Raw genomic sequence first — 20,667 nt, 5'->3', positions numbered from 1 at the left:
CCGCCGTATTCGATCATTTCTGATAATATTTCATTCAATTCGATCGATGTTCCATGTTCTCTAATGACGGTCGCGAGCTGCTTCCATCTGTCTACATGGTCCGAAGGGCTGGTCATGCCCAGGAGCAAAGCATTCCTCTCCGAATCTGAAAGCTGGGCTTTGCTGTATGTTCTATAAATATTGTAACGCTCCATATACTGTTCGAATTCTCGATCATTTAATGCTGATTCGTTTAGGCCTTCGAGAAATAGTTTGTCGAAGCACATGTCGATGTAGCTAAGCCAACTGCGTCTAACTTTGACGTCGGCGCTTTCAAAGTCTTCCCATGCCGGTGCGTTAGTGGACAATGCGGGGCGCTTAGTCACGCGAGTGCCTCCGGAGCTCCAAAACGAGGTGCGCTCGCCTTAATTGCCTCATCGAGATAGCTTTCAGTGAGATGGCCGTAATGCCGCTCGACCATTCGGGTGTCACTGTGCCCGAGGTTGCGGGCCACGACGAGCAGGGGCACGCCGCCCATCACGGCTAAGCTCGCCCAGGTATGCCGAAGCTGGTGAAACCCCATTGGTGCGAGGCCGGCTGCTCGACACGCCGCTGCCATCGGGCGGCCCTGCAGCGATTTCGCCCACGGCTGACCGTCGCCCCGAGCGAACATAGGCTCTTCGGAGCGGCGTCCGGCACTTATTGCCTTGAAGAAAGCCACCCCTTCTTCAGTAAGCCGCACATCTCGGGCTTTGCCCGATTTCGAGCGCTGGACTGTCAGCAGCCCCCGGGCGAAATCGGATACCCGCAACTCGCACATCTCGCCGTAGCGGCAACCGGTCAGCAGCGCCCCCTGAACGAGCTTCTGGAACCCGGTCGAAGCCTCAGCAGCGGCGATCAATCGTTGGGCTTGGGATACCGTCAGCCAGCCCGGCCGAGCCGCCCCGACGTTTCGGTAGGGCTTGAGCCGCCGCCAGGGCGTGTCATCGGCGACTTGCCCGTGCTCGAAGGCGCGGTTTAGCGCTGCCTTCAAAACGGTCGCCGTCCGGTTCACGGTAGCTCGCCGACCGCGCCGCTGGTCATCCGATGTCGGAGCCATCTTGTAGCGTTGAGGTTCACCGGGTCTCGTTCGCGCCCTGGGCAACTCTGCTGCCAAGCCATCGCGCCAGCGGACAAGAGTGTCCGTCGTCAACGCATCCACGCGCAACTCGCCCAGACCCGGGAGGATGTGCGTACGCGCTCTGCTCTCGGCATCGACGGCGCTTCGGCGCTCGACGCGCAGGAAAGCAAGGTAGTCTTCAATAGCGACCCGCACCGTCAGAGGCGCGGCCGTAACGGCCGCAATTTCCTCGGCGCCGTTGGCCGCCTCATGCGCTAACCGCTGTGCGTCGGCATAGCCTAGGACCGTCGCGCCGTCGGCATCCTGATAGTCATCGGCGAGACCGAGCGTTTCCGCCCGGTAGCGACCAACGCCCCCGGCGTCGAGCCCGAGGTACCGCCGAACGACCCAACTGCCCGGAGCATCTTTGCGGCGGCGCCGATAGCCTAGGTGCAACTCGCTGGGGATGAGACACCGCCAATAAGGTGCGGGCTGAGGCGTGAGTCGCGCACGAGCCGATCGGGTCTCCAATTTCGCGTCTCTGACCGTGCGCGCCATAGCCCTACCGCTTGCTTGGCATAATATGACCTAATATACGGGGGCCTGTCCCGATTAGCTAGCGCTAGCGTGCCGATGCAGAGCTATTAAACTTCAGTCACTTAAGTCGTAAGCCTCAGCTAGCCTGAGCTCTGGTAGCGGCCCTTTCACGGCGAAAACACGGGTTCGATTCCCGTAGGGCGCGCCACTTCCTCACAGAGCGAAAACCCGGCACGGCTCCGACGAGCCTTGAGCCGGCGATGATCGCCACCGGCTTGGCCCTGCCTCCGATCTGCGGATCACGTCCGCCTCCGACCTCCCCCGGTCGCCGCATCCGCGCGCCGAACAGGCTTGGCCATACTCTCGACGTAATAGCCGCGCTTCCAGGCGGACAGGCGTTGCCAAGCTCAGTCGAGCCGGGCGCGTGATTGGTATAGGCCGTGGGCGTGACCGTATCGGGCCGCGGCTCATGGGAAGTCCGGGATCATGATCATGGACGGTCGGGGCGCCGAGGGCGGCGACGGGGATGCGGTCGGCCTGCGCGGGGGGCAGGCGGGGTTTCTCAGCCGCCGGTCGTTCCTGGCCGGCTCGGCCGTCGGCCTGGGCGCGCTCGGGCTCGGCGGCTGCGCGACATCCGATGGCCTGATCCTGGCCGAGGCGGCCAAGATCTACGGGCCGATGCCCGACGAGAGGTTCCCGATCCCGGCGGCCGACATCCGCAAGGTCGACCCGAAATATTTCCGCCAGACGGTCCGCTACGACACCAAGGAGGCGGCCGGCACGATCGTGGTCGATCCTCGCAACTTCTACGTCTATCGCGTCGAGGGCGACGGATCCGCCACCCGCTACGGGGCCAATGTCGGCCGCGACGGGTTCCTGTGGAGCGGCGACGCCTACGTCGGCCGCAAGTCCGAATGGGCGACCTGGACGCCGCCCAAGGAGATGATCAAGCGCCAGCCCGAGGCCGCCAAATACGCCCGCGGCATGCCGGGGGGCCTCGACAACCCGCTCGGCGCCCGCACGCTCCATCTCTACCAGAACGGCGCCTACACGCTCTACACGATCTACGCGAGCAGCGATCCCGAGACGATCGGCTCCGGCATCACGAGCGGCTGCGTCGGCCTGCTCAGCCAGGACATGATCCACCTCTACGCGCGCACGCCGGTCAAGACGAAGGTGGTGGTCCTGCCGGCTTGAGGGGCTTGTCGGCCCCGGGCCGATCCATCCGGACTCCCCGGCCCTGCCGGCGGCGCTCCTCGTCGCGGCCGGTCGCCCCCTCGCGGCAGCCGTAAAGGGGCGCGAGCCCGTCAGGAGCAGGCCGTGCGGAGGGGCGGGGTCGCGGCGGATCCGTGCCGCGACTCGGAGAGGCGGACCGGCAGGTCGGTGAGGCGCAGGGACCGGCGCAGGGTCCTGGACAGCGCATCCACCAGCATGGTCAGGGCGGCGGTCGCCACGATCAGCAGCACGGCGACGTCGAGGCGCAGCTCGGAGATCGCGGCGTCGACGTAGAAGCCGAGCGTCGCCACGCCGAGGATGCCGAAGATCGCGCTCTCGCGCAGGATCAGCTCCCAGCGGTACAGCAGGTAGGCGAGGAACTGCCCGTAGAGCCGCGGCACCGTCTCGTAGCTGTAGAGGTTCAGGCCCGTCGGGGCGTCGGCACGGTAGGCGAGGTCGTCGGCGTGGCGCCCCATCAGGTAGCCGACGATGCCCGCGTTGTGGATCGTCAGCGCCAGGATCGCCGGCAGCATCGACGGCCCGAGCAGCTGCAGCAGCACGTAGGCCAGCATGTATTCCGGCGTCGAGCGCACGATCACGAGCAGGACGCGCCCGAAGGGCTGGCCGATCGTCCCTGCGAACCGGCGCGAGGCCAGGGGGAACAGCAGCAGCGCGCCCAGCGCGGTGGCCACCAGCGCGATCTGCGCGAGGATCAGGGTCTGGACGGCGCCCGGCAGGATCTGCTGGGTGAGGATCGGCCGGAACCAGAGCCCGAGCCGGCTCCAGGTCGCCGGGTCGAGGAGCGCGCCGGACCGGAGCGGGCTCGGGACGATGTCGTGCGTCACGAAGCGGTCCAGGCTGGAGAGCCAGTGCGTCGTCCCGACGGTGCGCGGAAGGGCGAGCACGCTGACGATGAGAAGGAGGGGCAGGGTCGAGAGCCGCATCCAGAGACGGCGCGAGCCGATCAGGGCGTAGAACACGAGGAGCAGGGCGCCGGCCTCGGCGTAGCGGCCCTGCCGGAAGGCGGATTCGAGGTAGAAGCCCATGGTCGGCAGGCCGATGAAGCCGAGCACCAGGGTCGAGCGCATGGCGCACTCGAACCGGTAGAGCGTGTAGTGCCGGAAGGCCGCGGCGACATCCGGAAGGCGGCCGTACGCGAAGGCCGAGAGGGCGCCGGTCCCCTCGGGCAGCACCCGCAGGGCCGACAGGTCGGCCTCCTCCATGATCTCGGAATAGACTTTGGCGCAGATCCCCGCATAGGGCAGCGCGATGGCGAGAATGCCGGTGAGGGCCGACAGGCCGAACACCTGCATCAGGAGCAGCGCCCAGAACAGCTCGTGCACGGATCGCAGGCCGGCGCAGACGAGGCGCACGCCCCGGACCCTGGCGAACGGAATGGCCAGGACGAAGCCGGCCCCGGCCCCCGCCGTCACCCCGAGGATCGCGAACGCGACGGTGTACACGACGCTCCAGATGTCCACCGCCAGGAAGTCCGGACGGATCAGGCCGCCGAGCAGGCGCTGGAGGTCGGCCCAGGGATGCAGGCTGCTGACCGCGAGGTCGGCCCCCAGGAGCGCGGCCAGCGCACCCGCCGCGAACCAGCGCGTCACCGCCGCGTAGCCCCAGCCGGGGATCCGGCGCAGGGCGCTCACGGGGCTTGACCGTAGAACGGGGCGAGGGCCGCCTCGTCGAGGTCGCGGGCGGGCGCGTCGAGCACGATGCGCCCGGCATCGAGGACCACGATCCGGTCCGTGTGCGCGAGGGCCAGGGCGATGTCGTGGAGCGCCAGCACCAGGGTCCGGTGGCGCCTGGCCAGCCGCTCCAGGACGAGGCCGCCCTGCGTGCGGTCCAGGGCCGAGACCGGCTCGTCCCCGATCAGGATCGGGCGCCCGTTATAGAGCGCGCGCGCCACCGAGACGCGCTGCTGCTGCCCCCCCGACAGGGCGCCGGCCTTGGCGTGGAGTTCGCCGGCGAGCCCGATCTCCCCGAGGATGCCTCGGATCTCGGCCAGGTCGGCGCGGGCCGGAAACGCCAGGGTGCGCAGGTTGTGCAGGGTCGAGCACCGGTCGAGCCGGCCCATGTAGACGTTGTGGAAGACCGACAGGGTCCGCACTAGGGCCGCCGCCTGCGGGATCAGCGCGGTGCGGGCGCGCGCCTGGGCGTGGATGAGCCCGAGCAGGGTAGATTTGCCCGCCCCCGAGCGGCCCATCAGGGCGACCCGCTCGCCGGCCCGGATGGTCAGGTCCACCCCGAACAGGACCGGCTTGCCGTCATAGGCCGCCTGGGCGCCCGACAGCACGATCTCCGGCTCGGCTCGGGATGCGGTCACCGCGCTGCGCTCGCGTCAGTCGAGCAAGCCCGTGGATTTCGCCACGCGCTCGATCGGCTCATAGGCGGCGTTGGTCACCGGGATGAACTTCGAGCGGGCGAAGGGCGCCAGGATCGCCGGATCGGTGATGCCGACGAGGGCCGCCTGCAGCCTCTCGGTGAAGCCGGCGCCGTAGATCGCGTCGACATCGCCCCGCACGGTCCACTGGTAGTCGGGAAACGGCGGGCTCTCCCAGATGATGCCGACGGCCGTGTGATCGACCTTGCCGGCCTTGTCGTCGAGGTCCCACACCGAGTAGTCGACCGCCCCGACCTCGAAAGCCCCAGACTGGACGAGCTGGATCGTGCGGGTGTGGTCCCCGGAGAAGCCGACGCGGGAGAACGCCTCCTCGGGCGTCTTGCCCGGGAACGCCGCGCGGATGAAATACTCCGGCATCAGGCGACCCGAGGTCGAGGCGCGCGAGCCGAACGTGAACGTCTTGCCGGCGACCGCCTTCGGGAAGTCGGCCGACTTCGCCAGGCCGGTCTTCGTGTTGGCGATGAGGTAGGTCTTGAACGCCGCGTCCTCGGCGCCTTGCGCGATCGCCTGCGCACCGGGCGAGGCCTTGCGCGCCTGCACCCCGGTGAAGCCTCCGAACCACGCGAGCTGAACCTGGCCGTTGGTGAAGGCCGTCACCGCCGCCGGGTAGTTCTTCACGGGGATGTACGTCACGGGCACGCCGAGCTTGCCCTCGAGATAGCGCGCGACCTTGCCGAAGCGCTCCACGAGGCGGCTCTCGTCCTGGTCGGGAATGCCGGTGAAGACGAAGGCCGGTTTCGCGCGCTCCTGCGCGACGGCGCCGCCGGATGCCGCGAGCCATCCCAGTCCCGCCAGCAACGCCCCGTTCAACGTCCGTCTCAGCATCGCCGTCCCCACCCGTGTTCCGACACTCTAACACCCTCAAGCGGAGGCCGATGTCCAATCAATTGACGGCTCATGCGGGCGTTAGATCACCGAATCGAACGCCCATTCTGTCGAGGATGGATCTTGCGGGACGATGCCGTGTGCGTACGGGCCGGACGGAGGCGGCGCACGCTGCGGTCCTGCACCGATCCGGGCGGGCCGGGTGGCGGGTGCGACGCGCCCGCACCGTGCCATCCTGACGGCCGTCTGTACCGGATCCCCGCCTTTGTCTGCTAGGACCCGTGGTTAACCCTCCGTTGTCACAGCGCGCGATGCCACAGGATTCAGCCATGGATACGCCTCCGCCGGTCCGCCTCACCAGCCTCGCCCATGGCGGAGGCTGCGGCTGCAAGCTCGACCCGGCGGTGCTGCGCACGCTGCTGGCCGACCAGCCGGTGGCCGGTCCGTTCGAGCGCCTGCTCGTCGGCAACGAGACGGCCGACGACGCGGCGGTCTGGGCGCTGGATGACGGGACCTGCCTCATCGCCACGACCGACTTCTTCACGCCGATGGTGGACGATCCCCACGATTTCGGTCGGATCGCCGCCACCAACGCGATCTCCGACGTCTACGCCATGGGCGGCAAGCCGATCCTCGCGCTCGCCATCCTGGGCATGCCGGTGGGCAAGATCGCCCCCGAGGTCGTCGCCCGGATCCTGAAGGGCGGGGCCGCCACCTGCGCCGAGGCGGGCATCCCGATCGCGGGCGGCCACTCGATCGATACCCCGGAGCCGATCTACGGCCTGGCGGTGATCGGATTGTGCGACCGTACCCGCATCCGGCGCAACGCCGACGCGCGCGCCGGCGACGTGGCCATCCTGACCAAGCCGCTCGGCGTCGGCATCTACTCCGCCGCGATCAAGCGCGAGGCCCTCGACGCCGCGGGCTATGCCGACTTCGTCGCCACCACGACGCGTCTCAACAGGGTCGGGGCGGATCTGGCGGGCGATGCGGAGGTCCACGCCATCACCGACATCACCGGTTTCGGCCTCCTCGGGCACGGGCTCGAACTCGCCCGCGGCGCCGGCCTGACCTTCGTCGTCGCGGGCGGCGCGATCCCGCTGCTGCCCAGGGCCGAAGCGCTGGCGCGGGACGGCTTCGTCACCGGGGCATCGCACCGCAACTGGGCGAGTTTCGGCGGCCAGGTCACCCTGCCCGCGGACCTGCCGGACTGGCGCCGCCACATCCTCACCGATCCCCAGACCTCGGGCGGCCTCCTCGTGACCTGCTCGCCCGGTCGTGCCGAGGCGATCCTGGCCCAGGTCCGCGCCGCGGGCTTCGCGCAGGCCGCCATCGTCGGGCGGTTCGAGGCCGGCCCCCCCGGCATCCGCGTCGAAGCCTGACGGCGCACGGGGCGGCCTCGGCCTTGTCTGGGCCGCCTGCACCGAACCGGGATCCAGTGCGGCGGCGAGCGTCCTAAAGCGCCACCGTGCGGAAGCCGGCGAACACGTCGCGGCGCTCCGGGCCGAAGAAGTTGCGATAGCCGGTGTCGACCATGCGCGAGCGGGTCGCCCAGGCGCCGCCGCGCAGGACCTTGCGCGTTCCGAAGGCGGGTTCCGAATACGCCTTGTAGGCGTCGGGCGCGAAGCCGGGAAAGGGCAGGAAGGGGCTCGCGGTCCATTCCCAGACGTTGCCGAGCATCTGCCGGCAGCCCCAGGCGCTGTCGCCCGCGGGGTAGGCGGCGACGTCGACGCAGCCGAGATGGCCGCCGTCGAGATTGGCGCGGTCGGCCGTGGGCGGGGCATCGCCCCAGGGATAGCCGCGCTTGGTGCCACCGAGCGTCCCATCGCGCGCCGGCGCGCCGGCGGCGGCGGCCTCCCATTCCGCCTCCGTGGGCAGGCGCCGGCCGGCCCAGCGGCAATAGGCGTTGGCCTCGTGCCAGTTGACGTGGACGACCGGCTCGTCGGGCGCCAGCGGCGCGTCTTGGTCGAACCTGCGGACGGTCCAGTCCCGCGCCCCGTGACGCGTCCAGTAGGCCGGATGCGCGGCGCCGCAGCCGTCGCGCCAAGCCGCCCCGTCCGCGTCCCAGTGGGCGTCCGCGCGGTAGCCGCCATCCGCGACGAAGGCCGCGAACTCGGCATTGGTCACCGGCGCGCGGGCCATGCGGAACGGCGCGACCGGCACCGGATGCGCCCATTTCTCGTTGTCGAACACGAAGCCGCCGGGCTCGGATCCGAGCCGCCAGGTTCCCCCGCCCACGGTGACGTCGCCGGGCCAGGGGCCGGTTCCCGTGGACCGGGCGGTGGCCGACGCGGCGAAGGCCGGCGCGGGATAGCCCAGCGTCTGGCGCGTGTACGTGAAGGCCTCGTCGTGCATGTCCTCGTGGAAGGTGACGAGCTGGTAGAGGTCGGCCTCCTCGCGCGTCGGCTCGCGATCGGCCAGACGCCGGATCAGGGCTTCGTGGACCCGGGCCATGTAGCCCAGGGTCTCCGGCAGCGCCGGCAGCGGGATCGACCAGCGCGTCGCGTGCGGCACCCGGGCGGAATCGTAGAGCGTGTCCGCCTCGGCCATCAGGGGCGGCTGCCCGTCGAGCGCTCTCAGGATGAAATGCTCGTGGAACCAGGCGAGATGCCCGATTTCCCACAGGAGCGGGTTCACGATATCTGACTTCGGCCCCATGAGGCGGTCACGATCGAGGCCTGCCACCAGTTCGAGCGTTCGCGCCCGGGCATCCTGCAGCATGGTCACGAGGTCGGCAGCGGAAACCGGTGCGCGCATCAAACGTCCTGGAAGCCTGTCGAGACCATGAAGATCAGTCTCATCACGCCGGCTGCGAGGATGTCCCGCGCCGGAAATCGGACAACGGCGACCCGCTGGGCGCGCATCCTCGGCGATCTCGGACATCAAGTCGAGGTGACGATGGCCTACGGGGAGGATGCGGACGCCGATCTGATGCTCGCCCTGCACGCCTGGCGCAGCGCCTTGTCCATCGCGCGCTTCAAGGCCCGCCACCCCGACCGGCCGCTGGTGGTCGCCCTGACCGGCACGGACGTCTACCACTATCTCGCGGCGGACCCCGAGCCGACGCTGCGTTCGCTCGACCTGGCGGACCGCCTGATCGGCCTCCACGACCTGATCCCCGCCGCGCTTCCGGAGCGCCACCGCGGCAAGCTCGACGTCGTGTTCCAGTCCGCCCTGCCGCGGCGACGGCGCTGGCCGGTATCGGAGGCGGCGTTCGAGGTCCTCGTCGTCGGGCACCTGCGTGCCGAGAAGGACCCGTTCCGCGCCGCCCGCGCCGTCCGGCGGCTTCCGGCCCGGTCCCGCATGCGCGTCGTCCATCTCGGAGGGGCCTCCGCGGAGGTCTGGGCGGCCCAGGCGCGCGCCGAGATGGCCGACAACCCGCGCTACCTGTGGCTCGGCGACCGGCCGGGATCCCTGGTGCGGCGGTGGCTGACCCGGGGGCGCGTCATGGTCCTCAGTTCTCTCCAGGAGGGCGGTGCCAACGTGGTGTCGGAAGCCCTCGTGTCCGGCCTGCCGGTGATCGCCTCCGACATCCCCGGCACGCGCGGCCTGTTGGGGCCGACCTATCCCGGCTATTTCCCGGTCGGCGACGAGGCCGCCCTGGCCGCCCTGCTCCTGCGCGCCGAGGAGGAGCCCGGGTTCCTGGACAATCTGGCCGCGTGCGGCGCGGCCCGGGCGGACCTGTTCGCGCCGGCCCGGGAGCGCGAGTCCCTCCGGCGCGTCGTCGCGCGCTGCCGCCCGTAGCGCCCCGCTCCGGCACCCCCGCCATCCCGGCCCGGTCAGTCCGCGGCGGCAGGGCGGCGCAGGTCCGCGATCGTCGCCCGGGCGGTGTCGAGGGCGATGGCGACGGCCGACATCGTGGCGGCGTCGGGGGCCCGCTCGCGGGCGTAGCGGACGGCGTCGCCGGCCAGGCGGTCGACCTCGCGGGTCAGCCCGGCGGTCGCCGCCGGATCCTGGGCCGCGCGGGCCTGCTCGGTGATCTCCAGGAGCCGCTCCACGATCTCGTCGATGTGCTCGCGGCGCAGGCCGGCCAGGCGCTGCCGGATCCAGGCCAGGACCGAGACCAGGCCGCCGGCCAGCGCCCCCAGCAGGTAGAGCGTGTCGCCGTAGCGCTCGACGAAGCCGTGCTGCTCGCGCTCGTAATAGTCGATCGCCCCCGGGTGGATCGGGATCCGGGCGCTCGTGGCCGCCACGGTGGTCTCGTAGGACGGGGCCTGGACGTAATCCGCCGCCTCCGTGGCGTTGGCCGCCTCCGTGCGCTTCTCGAACAGCTGCTGGGTCAGGTCGGCCGCGACGGCACGGCTGAGGGATGCGCGGGCCATCAGCCGGTAGGAGGCGCCCACCGTCTTCACGTCGTCGGCCGGCAGCTTGGGCCGGCCGCCGAACAGGCCGCCCGGGATGGCCACGGCCTGGAGCTTGGGGAAGCGTTCGATCACGGCGTCGTCGTCCGCCACGGCGACGAACGCGACCTTGCCGCCGCGCGCCACCGAGCGGACCGCCGCGACCAGCTCGAGCGCCTTGGGCGCGGAGGGCGCGATGATGCTGATGAAGGCGTCGATCCGCTTCTCGCGCAGCGCCCCGGCCACGCCATCCTCGCCGACCGGCACGAGCACGACTGCGCGGTCGCCCGGTCCGGTGCCCGCCGCCGGCTCCAGCGTCAGGCCGTAATAGCCGAGGAGGCTCTTGAGCAATCCGATATCGGCGTCCCGGTGCGTGCCGATGCCGACCCGCTTGCCGGCCAGGTGCGGGAAATCCGTGATGCCGGCCTGCTCGGGCGAGGCGATGATCATCGCCTGGTCGCGCAGGATCGCCAGGGTGAGCCCGTTGGTCGGCAGCAGCACGTCGGGCCGGACCACCGCCAGGTCGGCCCGCCCGTCCTGCAGGGCGGCGGCACTCTCGCGCACGTCGTCGAAGGCGAGGATCCTGAGGCGCAGGCCGGTGCGGCCCGATTCCAGCGCGTCCGCGTAGGCCTTGATCAGGCCGGGCTCGGTGCCGTCCCGGGGCGCCACCGCGACGGTGAGTACGGTCGCCTGCAGGAGATACCAGGCGGCCAGGGCCGCCATGCCGAGGAGCATCACGGCGCCGCCCAGCAGGGTCTCGCGGCGCAGAAGCCAGGACAGGTTTCTCGGCATCGGCCTCTCGGTTGGTCACGGCCGCGCCGCTTGCCGGCGCGGCTCGAAAGCGCGGCTACAGCGCCAGTTCCGGGAGCGGATCGACGTCGCGCAGGCGGGCCGGTGCGGGCTCGGCGTGGCCCGGCGGCTCGACGGAAAAATAGGCCATCGGCTCCCGGCGGCCGCGCAGGGGCTCGCGGCTGACCTCCCGCCAGACCGCGGTGGCCGGGCCTGCGGCCCGCCGGACCGCCTCCGAGGCCAGGATCGGCACGCCGTGGACCTTGGTCGCCTGCTCAAGGCGCGCGGCGACGTTCACGGTGTCGCCCAGCACGGTGAACTCGTAGCGGGCCTCCTCGCCGATGATCCCGCTGAACACCTCGCCGCAATGGAGGCCGATCCCGATGCGCACCGTGGCGTCGTGCTCGCCCTTGCGGTTCCAGCGGGCGATGGCCTCGACCAGGTCCCCCGCGAAGGCCACCGCTCGGGCGGCGTCGTCGCCCTGCGCCTCGGGCAGGCCGAACACCACCAGGGCGCCGTCGCCCAGGAACTTGTCGACCACGCCGTTGTGCAGCCGGGCGGTCCGCATCACCCGGCGCCGGAACGCGGACAGGAAGGCGGAGAGCTGCTGCGGGTCGAGGCGCTCGGCCAGGGCGGTGGAGCCGCGCATGTCGACGAAGGCGATGACCGCCTGCTGCCGCCGGCCCGCCCGCAGGCTGCCGTCGTCGTCGGCCAGCCGCGAGACCAGTTCCTGCGGCAGGAAGCGCGACAGCCGGCGGCGGCGCCCCGCCTCGCGCATGGCCGACACCGCGAACAGGATCAGCACCAGGACCAGCGCGGCCAGGGCCGCCCAGATCAGCAGCGCGATCCGGGAGACCGCCGCCTGGCGCTGCTCCATCAGGGCCGTCTCCTGGGCCTCCATCCGGCGCACGACCGTGCGGATCTCGTCCATCAGACGGCGCCCGCTCCCCTCCCGGACGAGGGTCCGGCTCGCCTCCGCGTCGCCGCCCCGGTACAGGTCGATGGTGGTGGCGAGTTCGCCGAGCTTCTCGCGGATCAGCAGGATCAGGCCGTCGAGTTCGGCGCGCTGGCCGTCGTCGTCCCGCAGGAGGTCGCCCAGGCGGGCGAGTTCGCCGTTGACCTTGGAGCGGCCGGCCCGGAACGGCGGCAGGAAATCCTCGTCTCCGGTGAGCAGGTAGCCGCGCTGCCCGGTCTCGGCGTCCTGCACCGCCGACAGCACCCGGCCGAGGCGCCCCTCCACGGCCAGGGCGTGACGCACGGCCTCGCTGCCGCGCTGCTGGTAGACCGAGGCGCCCACAGCGATGCCCAGCATGGCCAGGATCACCGCGAGGCCCGCGATCATCCGATCGACGGTCTTCGAGCGCCGGGGCAGTTGCTCGATCACGTCCAGGGCGGTCCGGGCGGTCACGGCGTGGCCGTGCGGGCGAGGGCTGCGTGGGAGCGGGCTGCGCAGGATCGGCTCACACGCACGCCGGCGATCCCGCCGGCCGGAGCCGCTGGCCGTATGGGCTCGCGCATGGTCGCGCTCCGCGCCGCGGGCACAGCGATCTCCTGTCTCGATGGGGTCGGCGGCCGATCCGGACCGGGCCGATGGGTGGAACCGCCAGCACAAAAGGCGGCCCCGGCGATTGTTCCCGCCGCATCGGGCAAACATCACGGACGACAGCGGTTTTCAGGCCCTGCTGCCGCAATCGTGATCCGATCGGGCCCTCCCCCTCCCCGGCCGCTATAGGCCGAACATGCTCTGGGTCGGGGCGTGGAGCGTGAAGGCATGACCCTCGTCGATCCAGCCGGTTCCGGCGTGGCCCTGCTCGATATAGGTGATCTCCGCGGTGCTCGACGCGTAGTAGTGGCGGCCGCTCTCGGTGTTGACGAACCGCTCGATGTTCATGGCGGCCGATCCGGCGGCGGACGGATCCGTGTAGGCCTCGAAGGCGACGCCGTCGTAGCGGTAGCCCGAGCCGGAGCCGATCAGGCCGTCCCGCTCGGCGGCGCTGGCGGTGTAGAAATGGTCGCCGGTCGCCGCGTTGGTGAAGTGGAACACGTCCGCGGTGCCGGCCGCGTCGGTGGGCGCCGCCCAGCCGACCCCCTGATACGCGTAGGCCGTCTGGGAACTCTGCAGCGTGTCCCGCTCCGCCGTGCTGGCCGTGTAGAGGTGCTGGCCGGTGGACGCGTCGTAGAAGTGGAAGACCGGCTCCAGGCTCGCCGCCGCACCGGTCGGGCTGGCCTGGTAGGCGCGCAGGTAGTCGATGTTCATGTGGGCCGGGAACGGCGTCGTCGCGTCGGCGTCGCCGGGCCACGTGCCGCCGACCGCGAGGTTGGCGATCATGTACATCGGCTTGTCCAGGCTGGCCGGCGTCGGCGTGCGGTAGACCTCCTGGCCGTCGAAGTAGAAGGCGAGGCTGTCGGGCCCCCAATCCACCCCGTAGGTGTGGAAGCCCTCGCTCATGTCGGCGACCTGCGCGGTGCCCTGGCTCAGGGTGTGGTCGCCGGCGGTCTGGCCGGGCGCGAGGCTGTGGACGCTGGTGTAGAGCGTGTCGGGGTCGTGCCCGAGCATCTCCATCACGTCGATCTCGGGGGGCCAGGAGCCGTCCTTGGCCAGCAGCCAGAAGGCCGGCCACATCCCCTGCCCGGCCGGCAGCTCGGCCCGCATCTCGAAGTAGCCGTAGGTCTGGCTGAAGCTGTGGGACGTGTTGATCATCCCGGACGTGTAGGGCTGGCCGCCGAGGTCCGGGAGCAGCGCCGGGTCGGACGGCGCGGCCGTGATGGTCAGGATGCCGTCATGGACGCCGAACGGGTTCGGCAAAGCCGCGCCGCTCCCGCCGACGAGATGGTCGGCGCGAAGGTACCATTCCTGCTCCTGGTTGAACGGCCGCGTCCCGGTCGCCGTGACGTAGCTGCCCCATTGCGGCCCGCCCGCCGTGTCGAGGCCCGAGGTCCCGTTCCAGAGGTCGAGGGTGTCGAACTCGGCGCTGTAGGTCAGGGTCGCGGTCTGCGCGAGGTTGTTGGGGTCGATCGGCATCGTGGCTGGCCTACGGTTCTGCCGGATCCTGCGGGATCAAGCCCTGTATGCAATCAGGGGTTGCAAAATCCCTGCCGATCGGCGGCGAGGACGCCGGACGGCCCTATTTCTCGCGGAATGCCCGGCGCGCCTGATCGACCAGGGGCTTGGTGAGGTACGACAGGACGGTCCGGTCGGCGGTCCGGATGAAGGCCTCCACGGGCATGCCGGGCATCAGCTTGGCGCCGTCGAGGCGGCTCAGCTCGTCCTTGGTCACGCCCAGGCGCACGAGGTAGTAGAAACTGCCGGTCCGCTTGTCCTCGCTGACATCGGCGGCGATCCGGGTGACCCGGCCGTTGAGTTCCGGCGTGGTCCGCTGGTCGAAGCTCGGGAAGCGCAGGCCCGCGGCCTGGCCGGTCTGCAGCCGGTCGATGTCCTGGGGCGCGACCCGGACCTCGGCCACCAGGGAATCGGCGTTCGGCACGATCAGCATGATCGGTTCGCCCGGGGAGATCACGCCGCCGCGGGTATGGACAGCCAGCTCGTGGACGTAGCCGGTCTGCGGCGAGCGGATCTCGATGCGCTGGAGCTGGTCGAAGGCTGCGATCCGCTGCTCGGTCAGGGTCGCGGCCTTGGCGCGGTTCTCGGCCAGCTCCTTGGCGACGTCGCTGCGCAGGTTCTGCTCGAGCTGGATGATCTGCAGCTCGGTCTCCGAGACCTTGCCCTTGGCCTGGGCGATGTTGGCCACCAGGACCCCGCGTTCGCCCTTGAGCCGGGACATGTCGCGCTGCAGGCTGGTGAGCCGGGTCAACTGGATCAGGTTCTTCTTCCAGAGATCCTCGACGCCCTCGTATTCCCGGCCGATGATCGTGGTCTCCTGCTCCTTGGCGGCGGCCTGCTCGACCAGACCCTTGATCTCCTCGCGCAACTGGCCGATCCGCTCGCGCAGCTGCGCCTTCTGGCCCTGGAGCGCGTCGCGGCGGAAGCGGAACAGCTTGCGCTCGCCGTCGACGATCCGGGCGACGTCGGGCCCGGCCCCGGCGAGGTCGGCCGGGAAGGCGGGCTCGTCGCGGCCGTCGCGCTCGGCCTCCAGCCGGGCGTTGCGGGCGGCGATCTCCCAGAGGCTCTTGGTGACGCTGTCGTAGGTCGCCCGGGTGGTGGTGGCGTCGAGGCGGACCAGCAGGTCGCCGGCCTGGACCCGGGCGCCCTCCTGGATCGGCAGTTCGGCGACCACGCCCCCGGTGGGGTGCTGGACCTTCTTGATGTTGCTCTCCACCACCAGGGAGCCGGTGGCGATGATCGCCCCGGACAGTTCCGTGGCGGCCGTCCAGGCGCCGGTGCCGGTGGCCAGCACGATCACCGCGGCGACGCCGACGACGTGCCGCCGCAGCGAGCGCCGGGTCTCGCGGGTCGGGTCGATGGAGGCCTGGTCCCGCGTCATGCGACCCTCGTGGGTGTCTGCCGGGTCAGGGCGCCCAGCTGCGCCAGGACCTCGTCGCGGGGCCCGTGCAGGCGCACGCGGCCCTCGCCCAGGACCAGGATGCGGTCGACGGCGGCCAGCGCGCTCGGCCGGTGGGCGATCACCACCACGATGCCGCCCCGGGCGCGCACGCCCTGCACGGCGGCCGACAGGGCGCGGTCGCCGTCGACGTCGAGGTTGGAGTTCGGCTCGTCGAGCACCACCAGGAACGGGTCGCCGTAGAGCGCCCGCGCCAGCGCGATCCGCTGGCGCTGGCCCCCCGACAGGCCGAGTCCGCCGGCGCCGACCCGGGCGTCGTAGCCGCCCGGAAGCCGCAGCACGACCTCGTGGACGCCCGCCGCCTTCGCGGCCGATTGCAGGGCCTCCGGGTCCGGCGCCGGGTCGAACCGGGTGATGTTCTCCGCGATGGTGCCGTCGAACATCTCGATGTCCTGCGGCAGGTAGCCGACGGCGCGGCCGAGGGCGTCGGGATCCCACTGGTCGATCGCCGCGCCGTCGAGGCGGATCACCCCGCGGACCGGCCGGGCCAGGCCGACGAGCGCGCGGGCGAAGGTGGACTTGCCCGAGCCGCTGGCGCCGATCACCCCGAGCGCGCTGCCGGGGGCCAAGGCGATGTTGACGTCGTGCAGGATCAGGCTGTCGGTCCCGGGGGCGGCGATCGACAGGGCGGTCACGCGCACGCTCTCCCGGGGCGCCGGCAGGGGCGTCAGGGCCTCCGGCTCCCGCCGGGGCAGGAACGCCACGAGCCGGCTCCAGGCCTGCCGGGCGGCCGAGAACGACTTCCAGTTGGCGATGGCGAGGTCCACCGGCGCCAGCGCCCGGGCCGACAGGATCGTGGCGGCCAGCATGACCCCGGCGGTGGCCTCCTCGCGCACCACCAGGTAGGCGCCGAGCCCCAGGATCCCGGATTGCAGCACCGTGCGCAGCAGGCGCGCCACCGCGCCGAAGCCGATGGCGAGGTCGTTGCCGTAGGTGGCGACGTCGAGGTTCTTGCGGGTCCGGACCTGCCAGAGGTCGGCCACCCGCGACCGCATCCCCAGCGCGCAGAGCAGCGGCGCCGTCCGGTGCGCCATGTCGGTGAAGGACCGGCGCTCGCCGGCGACCCGCACGGTCTCCCGGGTGGTCTCGGCGGAGGCCCAGTCGGTCAGGACCGTCAGCACGCACAGGAACAGGGCGCCGGCCGCGATCGCCGCCCCGAGCCAGGGATGGAACAGGAAGCAGACCGCGATGTAGAGCGGCACCCAGGGCAGGTCGAAGAAGGCGGTGAGCGCCATGCTCGACACGAAGCCCCGCACGGTGTCGAGGTCGCGCAGCGCCTGGGGGCCCTCGTCGCCGCGCGGCGTCTCGGAGCCGCGCGCCAGCAGGGTCCGGAAGATCCGCGGGCCGAGGCGCTCGTCCACCAGGCGGCCGAACCGCGACAGGATCCGGGCGCGGAAGACCTCGAACACGCTCTGGATCACGAACAGCATCAGGGCGATGCCGGCGAGCCCGACCAGGGTGGCGATGCTGCGGCTCGGCAGCACCCGGTCGTAGACCTGCAGCATGAAGATCGGGGCGGTCAGCATCAGCAGGTTGATCAGGCCGCTCACGATCATCACGGTGATCAGGGCGGTGCGCCCGGCCCCGATCGCGGCCCAGAATTCCCGGCGCTTGGCAGCACGCAACACGCGTTCGTCGGTCAACGGACTGTCCCCCGGAGCCTTGCTCCACGTCCACCAAAAAAGCCCCCGCCGCGTCGGCGGCGGGGGCTCCGGCCGTCAGAGGCCGAGCAGGTGCAGGCCGCCCGTGGCCGAGTGCGGGGTCGGGTCGGTGTGGTGGACGTCGGCATGGCTGCCGAGGTCGATCGTGACGATCCCGAGATCGAGGCTCGCCCCGTGGGAGCCACCGGCGTCCCCGGCACCGGCGGGCGCCGTCGAGGCCGGGCTCAGGATCTGCCCGACGAGGGAATCCGCGCCTCCGCCGCCGCTCTGCGGCAGCAGGATGCTGTCGCCGGAGAGCAGGCTGGCGGTGGCCAGGCTCGGCTGGTCGGCCCCCACCGCGATGGCGCTCGCCTGGACGGTGTGGGCCGGATCCGCGGCCGGGGTGAGCACGGCCGCGTTGGCCAAGGGCGTCGCGCTGGTCGGGCCCGCGGCCACGTCGATCAGCGGGTGGGTCCCGGTGCCGGCATCGCCCGAGCCCCCGCCGGTCAGGCCGCCCAGCAGGCCGCCGACCGGGTTGCCGCCTGCGCCGCCCTCCGTGGCGCCCAGGACCGAGGTCACGGTCCCGAGCACGCCATCGAGCGGACCCGTGCCGCCCTGGCCGCCGGCGGCGCCGGAGAGAGCCCCGGTCACCGACCCCAGGACGCCGCCGGCCGCATCGGCGACCTGCCCGACATCGCCGGCGACCTGCCCGATCGCGGGGGCCGCGTTGCCGCCCAGAACCGCGCCGGGCAGGTTGACCACGTCGGTCAGGAGATTGTGCGCCTCGCCGAGCTCGCCCAGGCCCACATTGGTGCCGAGGTTGATCACGGCGTGGAGCGGCTCGTTCAGGATCGCCACGTCGTGGCCGGTCTGCTCCAGCACCCCGTGGATGCCGTCGATCACGCCGTTGGCGAGCCCGGCCACGGGCTGCAGCGGCGCGTTCGGTCCGAGCAGGGGGCCGATCCCATCCGCCTGGCCTCCACCGGCGAGGCCGCCGAGCAACCCGTCGAGGGGCGTTCCGCCGTGCCCGCCGAGCAGGCCATCCACCGCCGAGGTCACGGGGGCGAGCAGGCTGCCGCCCGGCGCCCCGGCATCGCCGCCGAGCCCGCCGAGGATGCCGGTGACGCCGCCGAGCAGGCCGCCGGCCGCGTGGGTCACGGCGCCGACATCGTTGAGGATCGGCGACAGCGCCCCGAGCCCCTGGCCGCCCAGCAGGTCGCCGGGCAGGGCCGCGACGTCGGTCAGGAGATTGCCGCCCTGCCCCAGATAGCCGAGGCCGAGGGTCTCGCCGAGATTGGTCAGGCCGTGGAGCGCGTCGTTCAGGAGCGGCACCCCGTGCCCGAGATTCTCGAGGGTCGCGTGGATGTCGAGCACCGCGGTGTTCGCCAGGTTGGTGACGGGGGCCAGCAGCCCGTCCGACGAGAGCAGGCCGCCGGCATTGGCCGCGCCGGTGATCGAGCCGACCAGGGTGTCGGCCGAGCCGAGGACGTGGCCGAGATCGGACAGGACCGGGCTGGCCGAGGCGAGCCCGCCGCCGGTCAGGAGCGATCCGGGCAGGGCCAGCGTGTCGGTCAGGAGGTTGCCGCCCTGACCCAGATAACCGAGGCCGAGTGTCTCGCCGAGAGCCGTGACCGCGTGGACCGGCGCATTGAGCACCGACACCTGATGGCCGGCATCCTCCAGCGTCGTGTGCAGGTCGAGGACGGCCTGGTTGAGGATGCTGGTCGCCGGGCTGAGGATTCCGCCGGCCCCGACGAGGCCGTTGCCGCTCGCCGGCACCGCCGTGACCGATTCGAGCAGCGTGCCGGCGGCCGTGGCGACGGCACCGGCATCGCTCAGCAGCGACGGGATCGCGCCGGATCCTGTCGGGTTGGCGACGGCGCCCGTCAGGTCGGTGATCAGGTTGCCGGCCTCGCCGATATGGCCGAGGCCCACGGTCTCGCCGAGATTGGTCAATCCGTGCAGCGGCCCGTTCAGCGGCGCGACCGCGTGGGCGAACCCCTCGATCTGCGCGTGGGTGTCGAGCACGATCTGGTTCGCCGTGGCGCTGACCGTGTCCGGCAGCGCCGATCCGCCCGAATCCGCGGAGCCGTTATCGACGGTGCCCTCGATGATCGAGGCGATCGGGCCGAGGCTCGCGAGCTGGCCGGTGGAGAGGGCGGTCGTGGACAGGAGCGCGTCGGGGCCGACGAGCCATGCGAGGGAGCGCGAAGCGGGGCTGAGGATGGCGGCGGGAGAGAGCGACATGAACACCTCCGGGTTCATCAAGTAACCATTTGTGCAACTGTGGGTTGCAAATCCAGGCGTCGGTAGGGAATACCGAGACGATCGGTATTCGGTGGATCGCGTCTGTTGCGAAAACACGCTTGCGGGGGGGCGATCCGGCCGATCGCGCCGATCCGCTGATCGAAGACCGTGATTGCCGTCGTCTAAAGTCCGGCCGACAGGTGAGAGCTGATCGTCGCCCACCCGAACAGCTTGCTGGTGGTGGCTCGCGATGTAGTCAGCGGCTCCCGTGCCGCGGGAGGCGCGCGCAGCCCTGATTGTTCGGGGCGGGGACGGGGGCTAACGCCGCCCCTGCGCGTCGGCCGGACGCCAGCGGTCGAGTTCGCGGTCGATCGCGCCCTCGGTGCCGCGCAGGAACTCCGCGGCCGGCAGGCCGGGCGCGAGGGCGGCGAGGTAGCTCACCACGATCGTGCCGGCCCGCGTGGCCATGCCCCGGGGCCAGAACAGGCCGGAATTCACCGCGACTGGCACCACCGGCAGGCGCAGCCGGCCGTAGAGCAGTTCCACGCCGCGCTTGAACTGCAGCGGGTCGCCGGCCCGGCCCCGCGTGCCCTCCGGAAAGATCAGCACCGAGCGGCCCGCCGCGACGGCGGCCTGACTGCCCTCGATGATCGCTCGCAGGGCCTGCGTGCCGTTGGCGCGGTCGATCACGATCATCGGCGAGCGCCGCAGGAACCAGCCGACCACCGGGATCGCCAGCAACTCGCGCTTGGCCACGATGGCCACGTCCGGGACCAGCACCAGGAAGGCCAGGGTCTCCCAGGTGGATTGGTGGTTGGCCACGAGCAGGCAGGGCTCGTTCGGGATGTGCTCGCGCCCCTCCTCGACGTAGCGCAGGCCGACGATCCCGTGCAGGCCGGCCAGGACCCCGCGGGCCCAGAGCCGCGCCGCCGTGCGGACCGGCCGCGCCGGCGCCCCGGCGAGCGCCAGGACGACCAGCGGCGCGACGAACAGGGCCGTCCAGGCGGTCCAGTAGGCGACGAACAGGAGGGAACGGGCGTGCTGCGCCAAGGTCGGGCCTCACCTAGGG

At 71.4% G+C, this 20,667-nt stretch carries 16 protein-coding genes; 3 read left to right on the top strand and 13 right to left on the bottom strand.

Annotated features, from left to right (window positions below; translation table 11 throughout):
• Positions 1-365: hypothetical protein (locus FV233_RS30915; RefSeq protein WP_210249497.1), on the bottom strand; the 365-nt coding region annotated here is incomplete at its 3' end.
• The gene (locus tag FV233_RS20875; protein WP_147898646.1) at positions 362-1,636 is read right to left on the bottom strand and encodes a site-specific integrase; all 1,275 of its coding nucleotides are present in this window, start codon (positions 1,634-1,636) and stop codon (positions 362-364) included. The genes FV233_RS30915 and FV233_RS20875, both read right to left, overlap by 4 nt.
• A gap of 465 nt (positions 1,637-2,101) precedes the next feature.
• Here FV233_RS20875 and FV233_RS20870 point away from each other — a divergent pair, with 465 nt between their 5' ends.
• Positions 2,102-2,812, top strand: a complete 711-nt coding sequence (locus FV233_RS20870; RefSeq protein ID WP_147898645.1) for a L,D-transpeptidase — start codon at positions 2,102-2,104, stop codon at positions 2,810-2,812.
• Between the two features lie 110 nt (positions 2,813-2,922).
• On the opposite strand, the gene FV233_RS20865 is transcribed toward FV233_RS20870, so the two are convergent.
• From FV233_RS20865 to FV233_RS20855, 3 genes are read right to left on the bottom strand one after another with little or no spacing between them, the layout of a single operon-like run.
• Positions 2,923-4,482 carry an ABC transporter permease gene (locus FV233_RS20865; RefSeq protein ID WP_246690048.1) on the bottom strand — a complete coding sequence of 520 codons (1,560 nt, stop codon included), beginning with the start codon at positions 4,480-4,482 and terminating at the stop codon, positions 2,923-2,925.
• Complete coding sequence (locus FV233_RS20860) at positions 4,479-5,159, bottom strand: ATP-binding cassette domain-containing protein (protein ID WP_147856217.1); 681 nt, start codon at positions 5,157-5,159, stop codon at positions 4,479-4,481. Before FV233_RS20860 ends, FV233_RS20865 begins: the two co-directional genes overlap by 4 nt.
• A gap of 15 nt (positions 5,160-5,174) precedes the next feature.
• Positions 5,175-6,062, bottom strand: coding sequence for a putative selenate ABC transporter substrate-binding protein (locus FV233_RS20855; RefSeq protein WP_147898644.1), 888 nt, complete (start codon positions 6,060-6,062; stop codon positions 5,175-5,177).
• Between the two features lie 329 nt (positions 6,063-6,391).
• Here FV233_RS20855 and selD point away from each other — a divergent pair, with 329 nt between their 5' ends.
• A complete protein-coding gene (gene selD / locus FV233_RS20850) occupies positions 6,392-7,444 on the top strand; it encodes a selenide, water dikinase SelD (RefSeq protein ID WP_147856219.1) in 1,053 nt (350 codons plus the stop codon).
• A 73-nt stretch (positions 7,445-7,517) separates the two neighbouring features.
• Here selD and senA read toward each other — a convergent pair whose 3' ends face one another.
• A complete protein-coding gene (gene senA, locus FV233_RS20845; RefSeq protein ID WP_147898643.1) occupies positions 7,518-8,819 on the bottom strand; it encodes a selenoneine synthase SenA in 1,302 nt (433 codons plus the stop codon).
• 27 nt (positions 8,820-8,846) lie between these two features.
• On the opposite strand from senA, the gene senB reads away from it, so the two are divergent.
• Positions 8,847-9,806, top strand: coding sequence for a selenoneine biosynthesis selenosugar synthase SenB (gene senB / locus FV233_RS20840; RefSeq protein WP_147898642.1), 960 nt, complete (start codon positions 8,847-8,849; stop codon positions 9,804-9,806).
• A gap of 35 nt (positions 9,807-9,841) precedes the next feature.
• On the opposite strand, the gene FV233_RS20835 is transcribed toward senB, so the two are convergent.
• From FV233_RS20835 to FV233_RS20805, 7 genes are all read right to left on the bottom strand, one after another.
• Entirely contained in the window at positions 9,842-11,194 is a 1,353-nt protein-coding gene (locus FV233_RS20835) for a TAXI family TRAP transporter solute-binding subunit (protein WP_147898641.1), read from the bottom strand.
• A gap of 55 nt (positions 11,195-11,249) precedes the next feature.
• A complete protein-coding gene (locus FV233_RS20830) occupies positions 11,250-12,599 on the bottom strand; it encodes a CHASE3 domain-containing protein (protein WP_147856135.1) in 1,350 nt (449 codons plus the stop codon).
• 318 nt (positions 12,600-12,917) lie between these two features.
• Complete coding sequence (locus FV233_RS20825) at positions 12,918-14,213, bottom strand: family 16 glycosylhydrolase (RefSeq protein ID WP_147856136.1); 1,296 nt, start codon at positions 14,211-14,213, stop codon at positions 12,918-12,920.
• 103 nt (positions 14,214-14,316) lie between these two features.
• On the bottom strand, positions 14,317-15,633 hold the full coding sequence (locus FV233_RS20820; protein WP_147898640.1) for an HlyD family type I secretion periplasmic adaptor subunit: 1,317 nt from the start codon (positions 15,631-15,633) through the stop codon (positions 14,317-14,319).
• The gene (locus FV233_RS20815) at positions 15,630-17,354 is read right to left on the bottom strand and encodes a type I secretion system permease/ATPase (protein ID WP_147898639.1); all 1,725 of its coding nucleotides are present in this window, start codon (positions 17,352-17,354) and stop codon (positions 15,630-15,632) included. Before FV233_RS20815 ends, FV233_RS20820 begins: the two co-directional genes overlap by 4 nt.
• 75 nt (positions 17,355-17,429) lie before the next feature.
• Entirely contained in the window at positions 17,430-19,598 is a 2,169-nt protein-coding gene (locus tag FV233_RS20810; RefSeq protein WP_147898638.1) for a hypothetical protein, read from the bottom strand.
• A gap of 318 nt (positions 19,599-19,916) precedes the next feature.
• Complete coding sequence (locus FV233_RS20805) at positions 19,917-20,648, bottom strand: lysophospholipid acyltransferase family protein (RefSeq protein WP_147898637.1); 732 nt, start codon at positions 20,646-20,648, stop codon at positions 19,917-19,919.
• Positions 20,649-20,667 lie beyond the last annotated feature (19 nt).

The sequence above is a fragment of the Methylobacterium sp. WL7 genome, assembly GCF_008040085.1.
Lineage (GTDB): Bacteria > Pseudomonadota > Alphaproteobacteria > Rhizobiales > Beijerinckiaceae > Methylobacterium > Methylobacterium mesophilicum.
The sequence above is the reverse complement of the archived record's forward strand: the minus strand, read 5'-3'. Positions and strand labels throughout refer to the sequence as shown.

Excerpts from the sequence above, each read along its gene's own strand:
- FV233_RS20875 (WP_147898646.1), bottom strand. The coding sequence starts at position 1,636 with ATGGCGCGCACGGTCAGAGACGCGAAATTGGAGACCCGATCGGCTCGT.
- FV233_RS20870 (WP_147898645.1), top strand. The coding sequence starts at position 2,102 with ATGATCATGGACGGTCGGGGCGCCGAGGGCGGCGACGGGGATGCGGTC.
- FV233_RS20855 (WP_147898644.1), bottom strand. The coding sequence starts at position 6,062 with ATGCTGAGACGGACGTTGAACGGGGCGTTGCTGGCGGGACTGGGATGG.
- selD (WP_147856219.1), top strand. The coding sequence starts at position 6,392 with ATGGATACGCCTCCGCCGGTCCGCCTCACCAGCCTCGCCCATGGCGGA.
- senA (WP_147898643.1), bottom strand. The coding sequence starts at position 8,819 with ATGCGCGCACCGGTTTCCGCTGCCGACCTCGTGACCATGCTGCAGGAT.
- senB (WP_147898642.1), top strand. The coding sequence starts at position 8,847 with ATGAAGATCAGTCTCATCACGCCGGCTGCGAGGATGTCCCGCGCCGGA.
- FV233_RS20835 (WP_147898641.1), bottom strand. The coding sequence starts at position 11,194 with ATGCCGAGAAACCTGTCCTGGCTTCTGCGCCGCGAGACCCTGCTGGGC.
- FV233_RS20825 (WP_147856136.1), bottom strand. The coding sequence starts at position 14,213 with ATGCCGATCGACCCCAACAACCTCGCGCAGACCGCGACCCTGACCTAC.
- FV233_RS20820 (WP_147898640.1), bottom strand. The coding sequence starts at position 15,633 with ATGACGCGGGACCAGGCCTCCATCGACCCGACCCGCGAGACCCGGCGC.
- FV233_RS20810 (WP_147898638.1), bottom strand. The coding sequence starts at position 19,598 with ATGTCGCTCTCTCCCGCCGCCATCCTCAGCCCCGCTTCGCGCTCCCTC.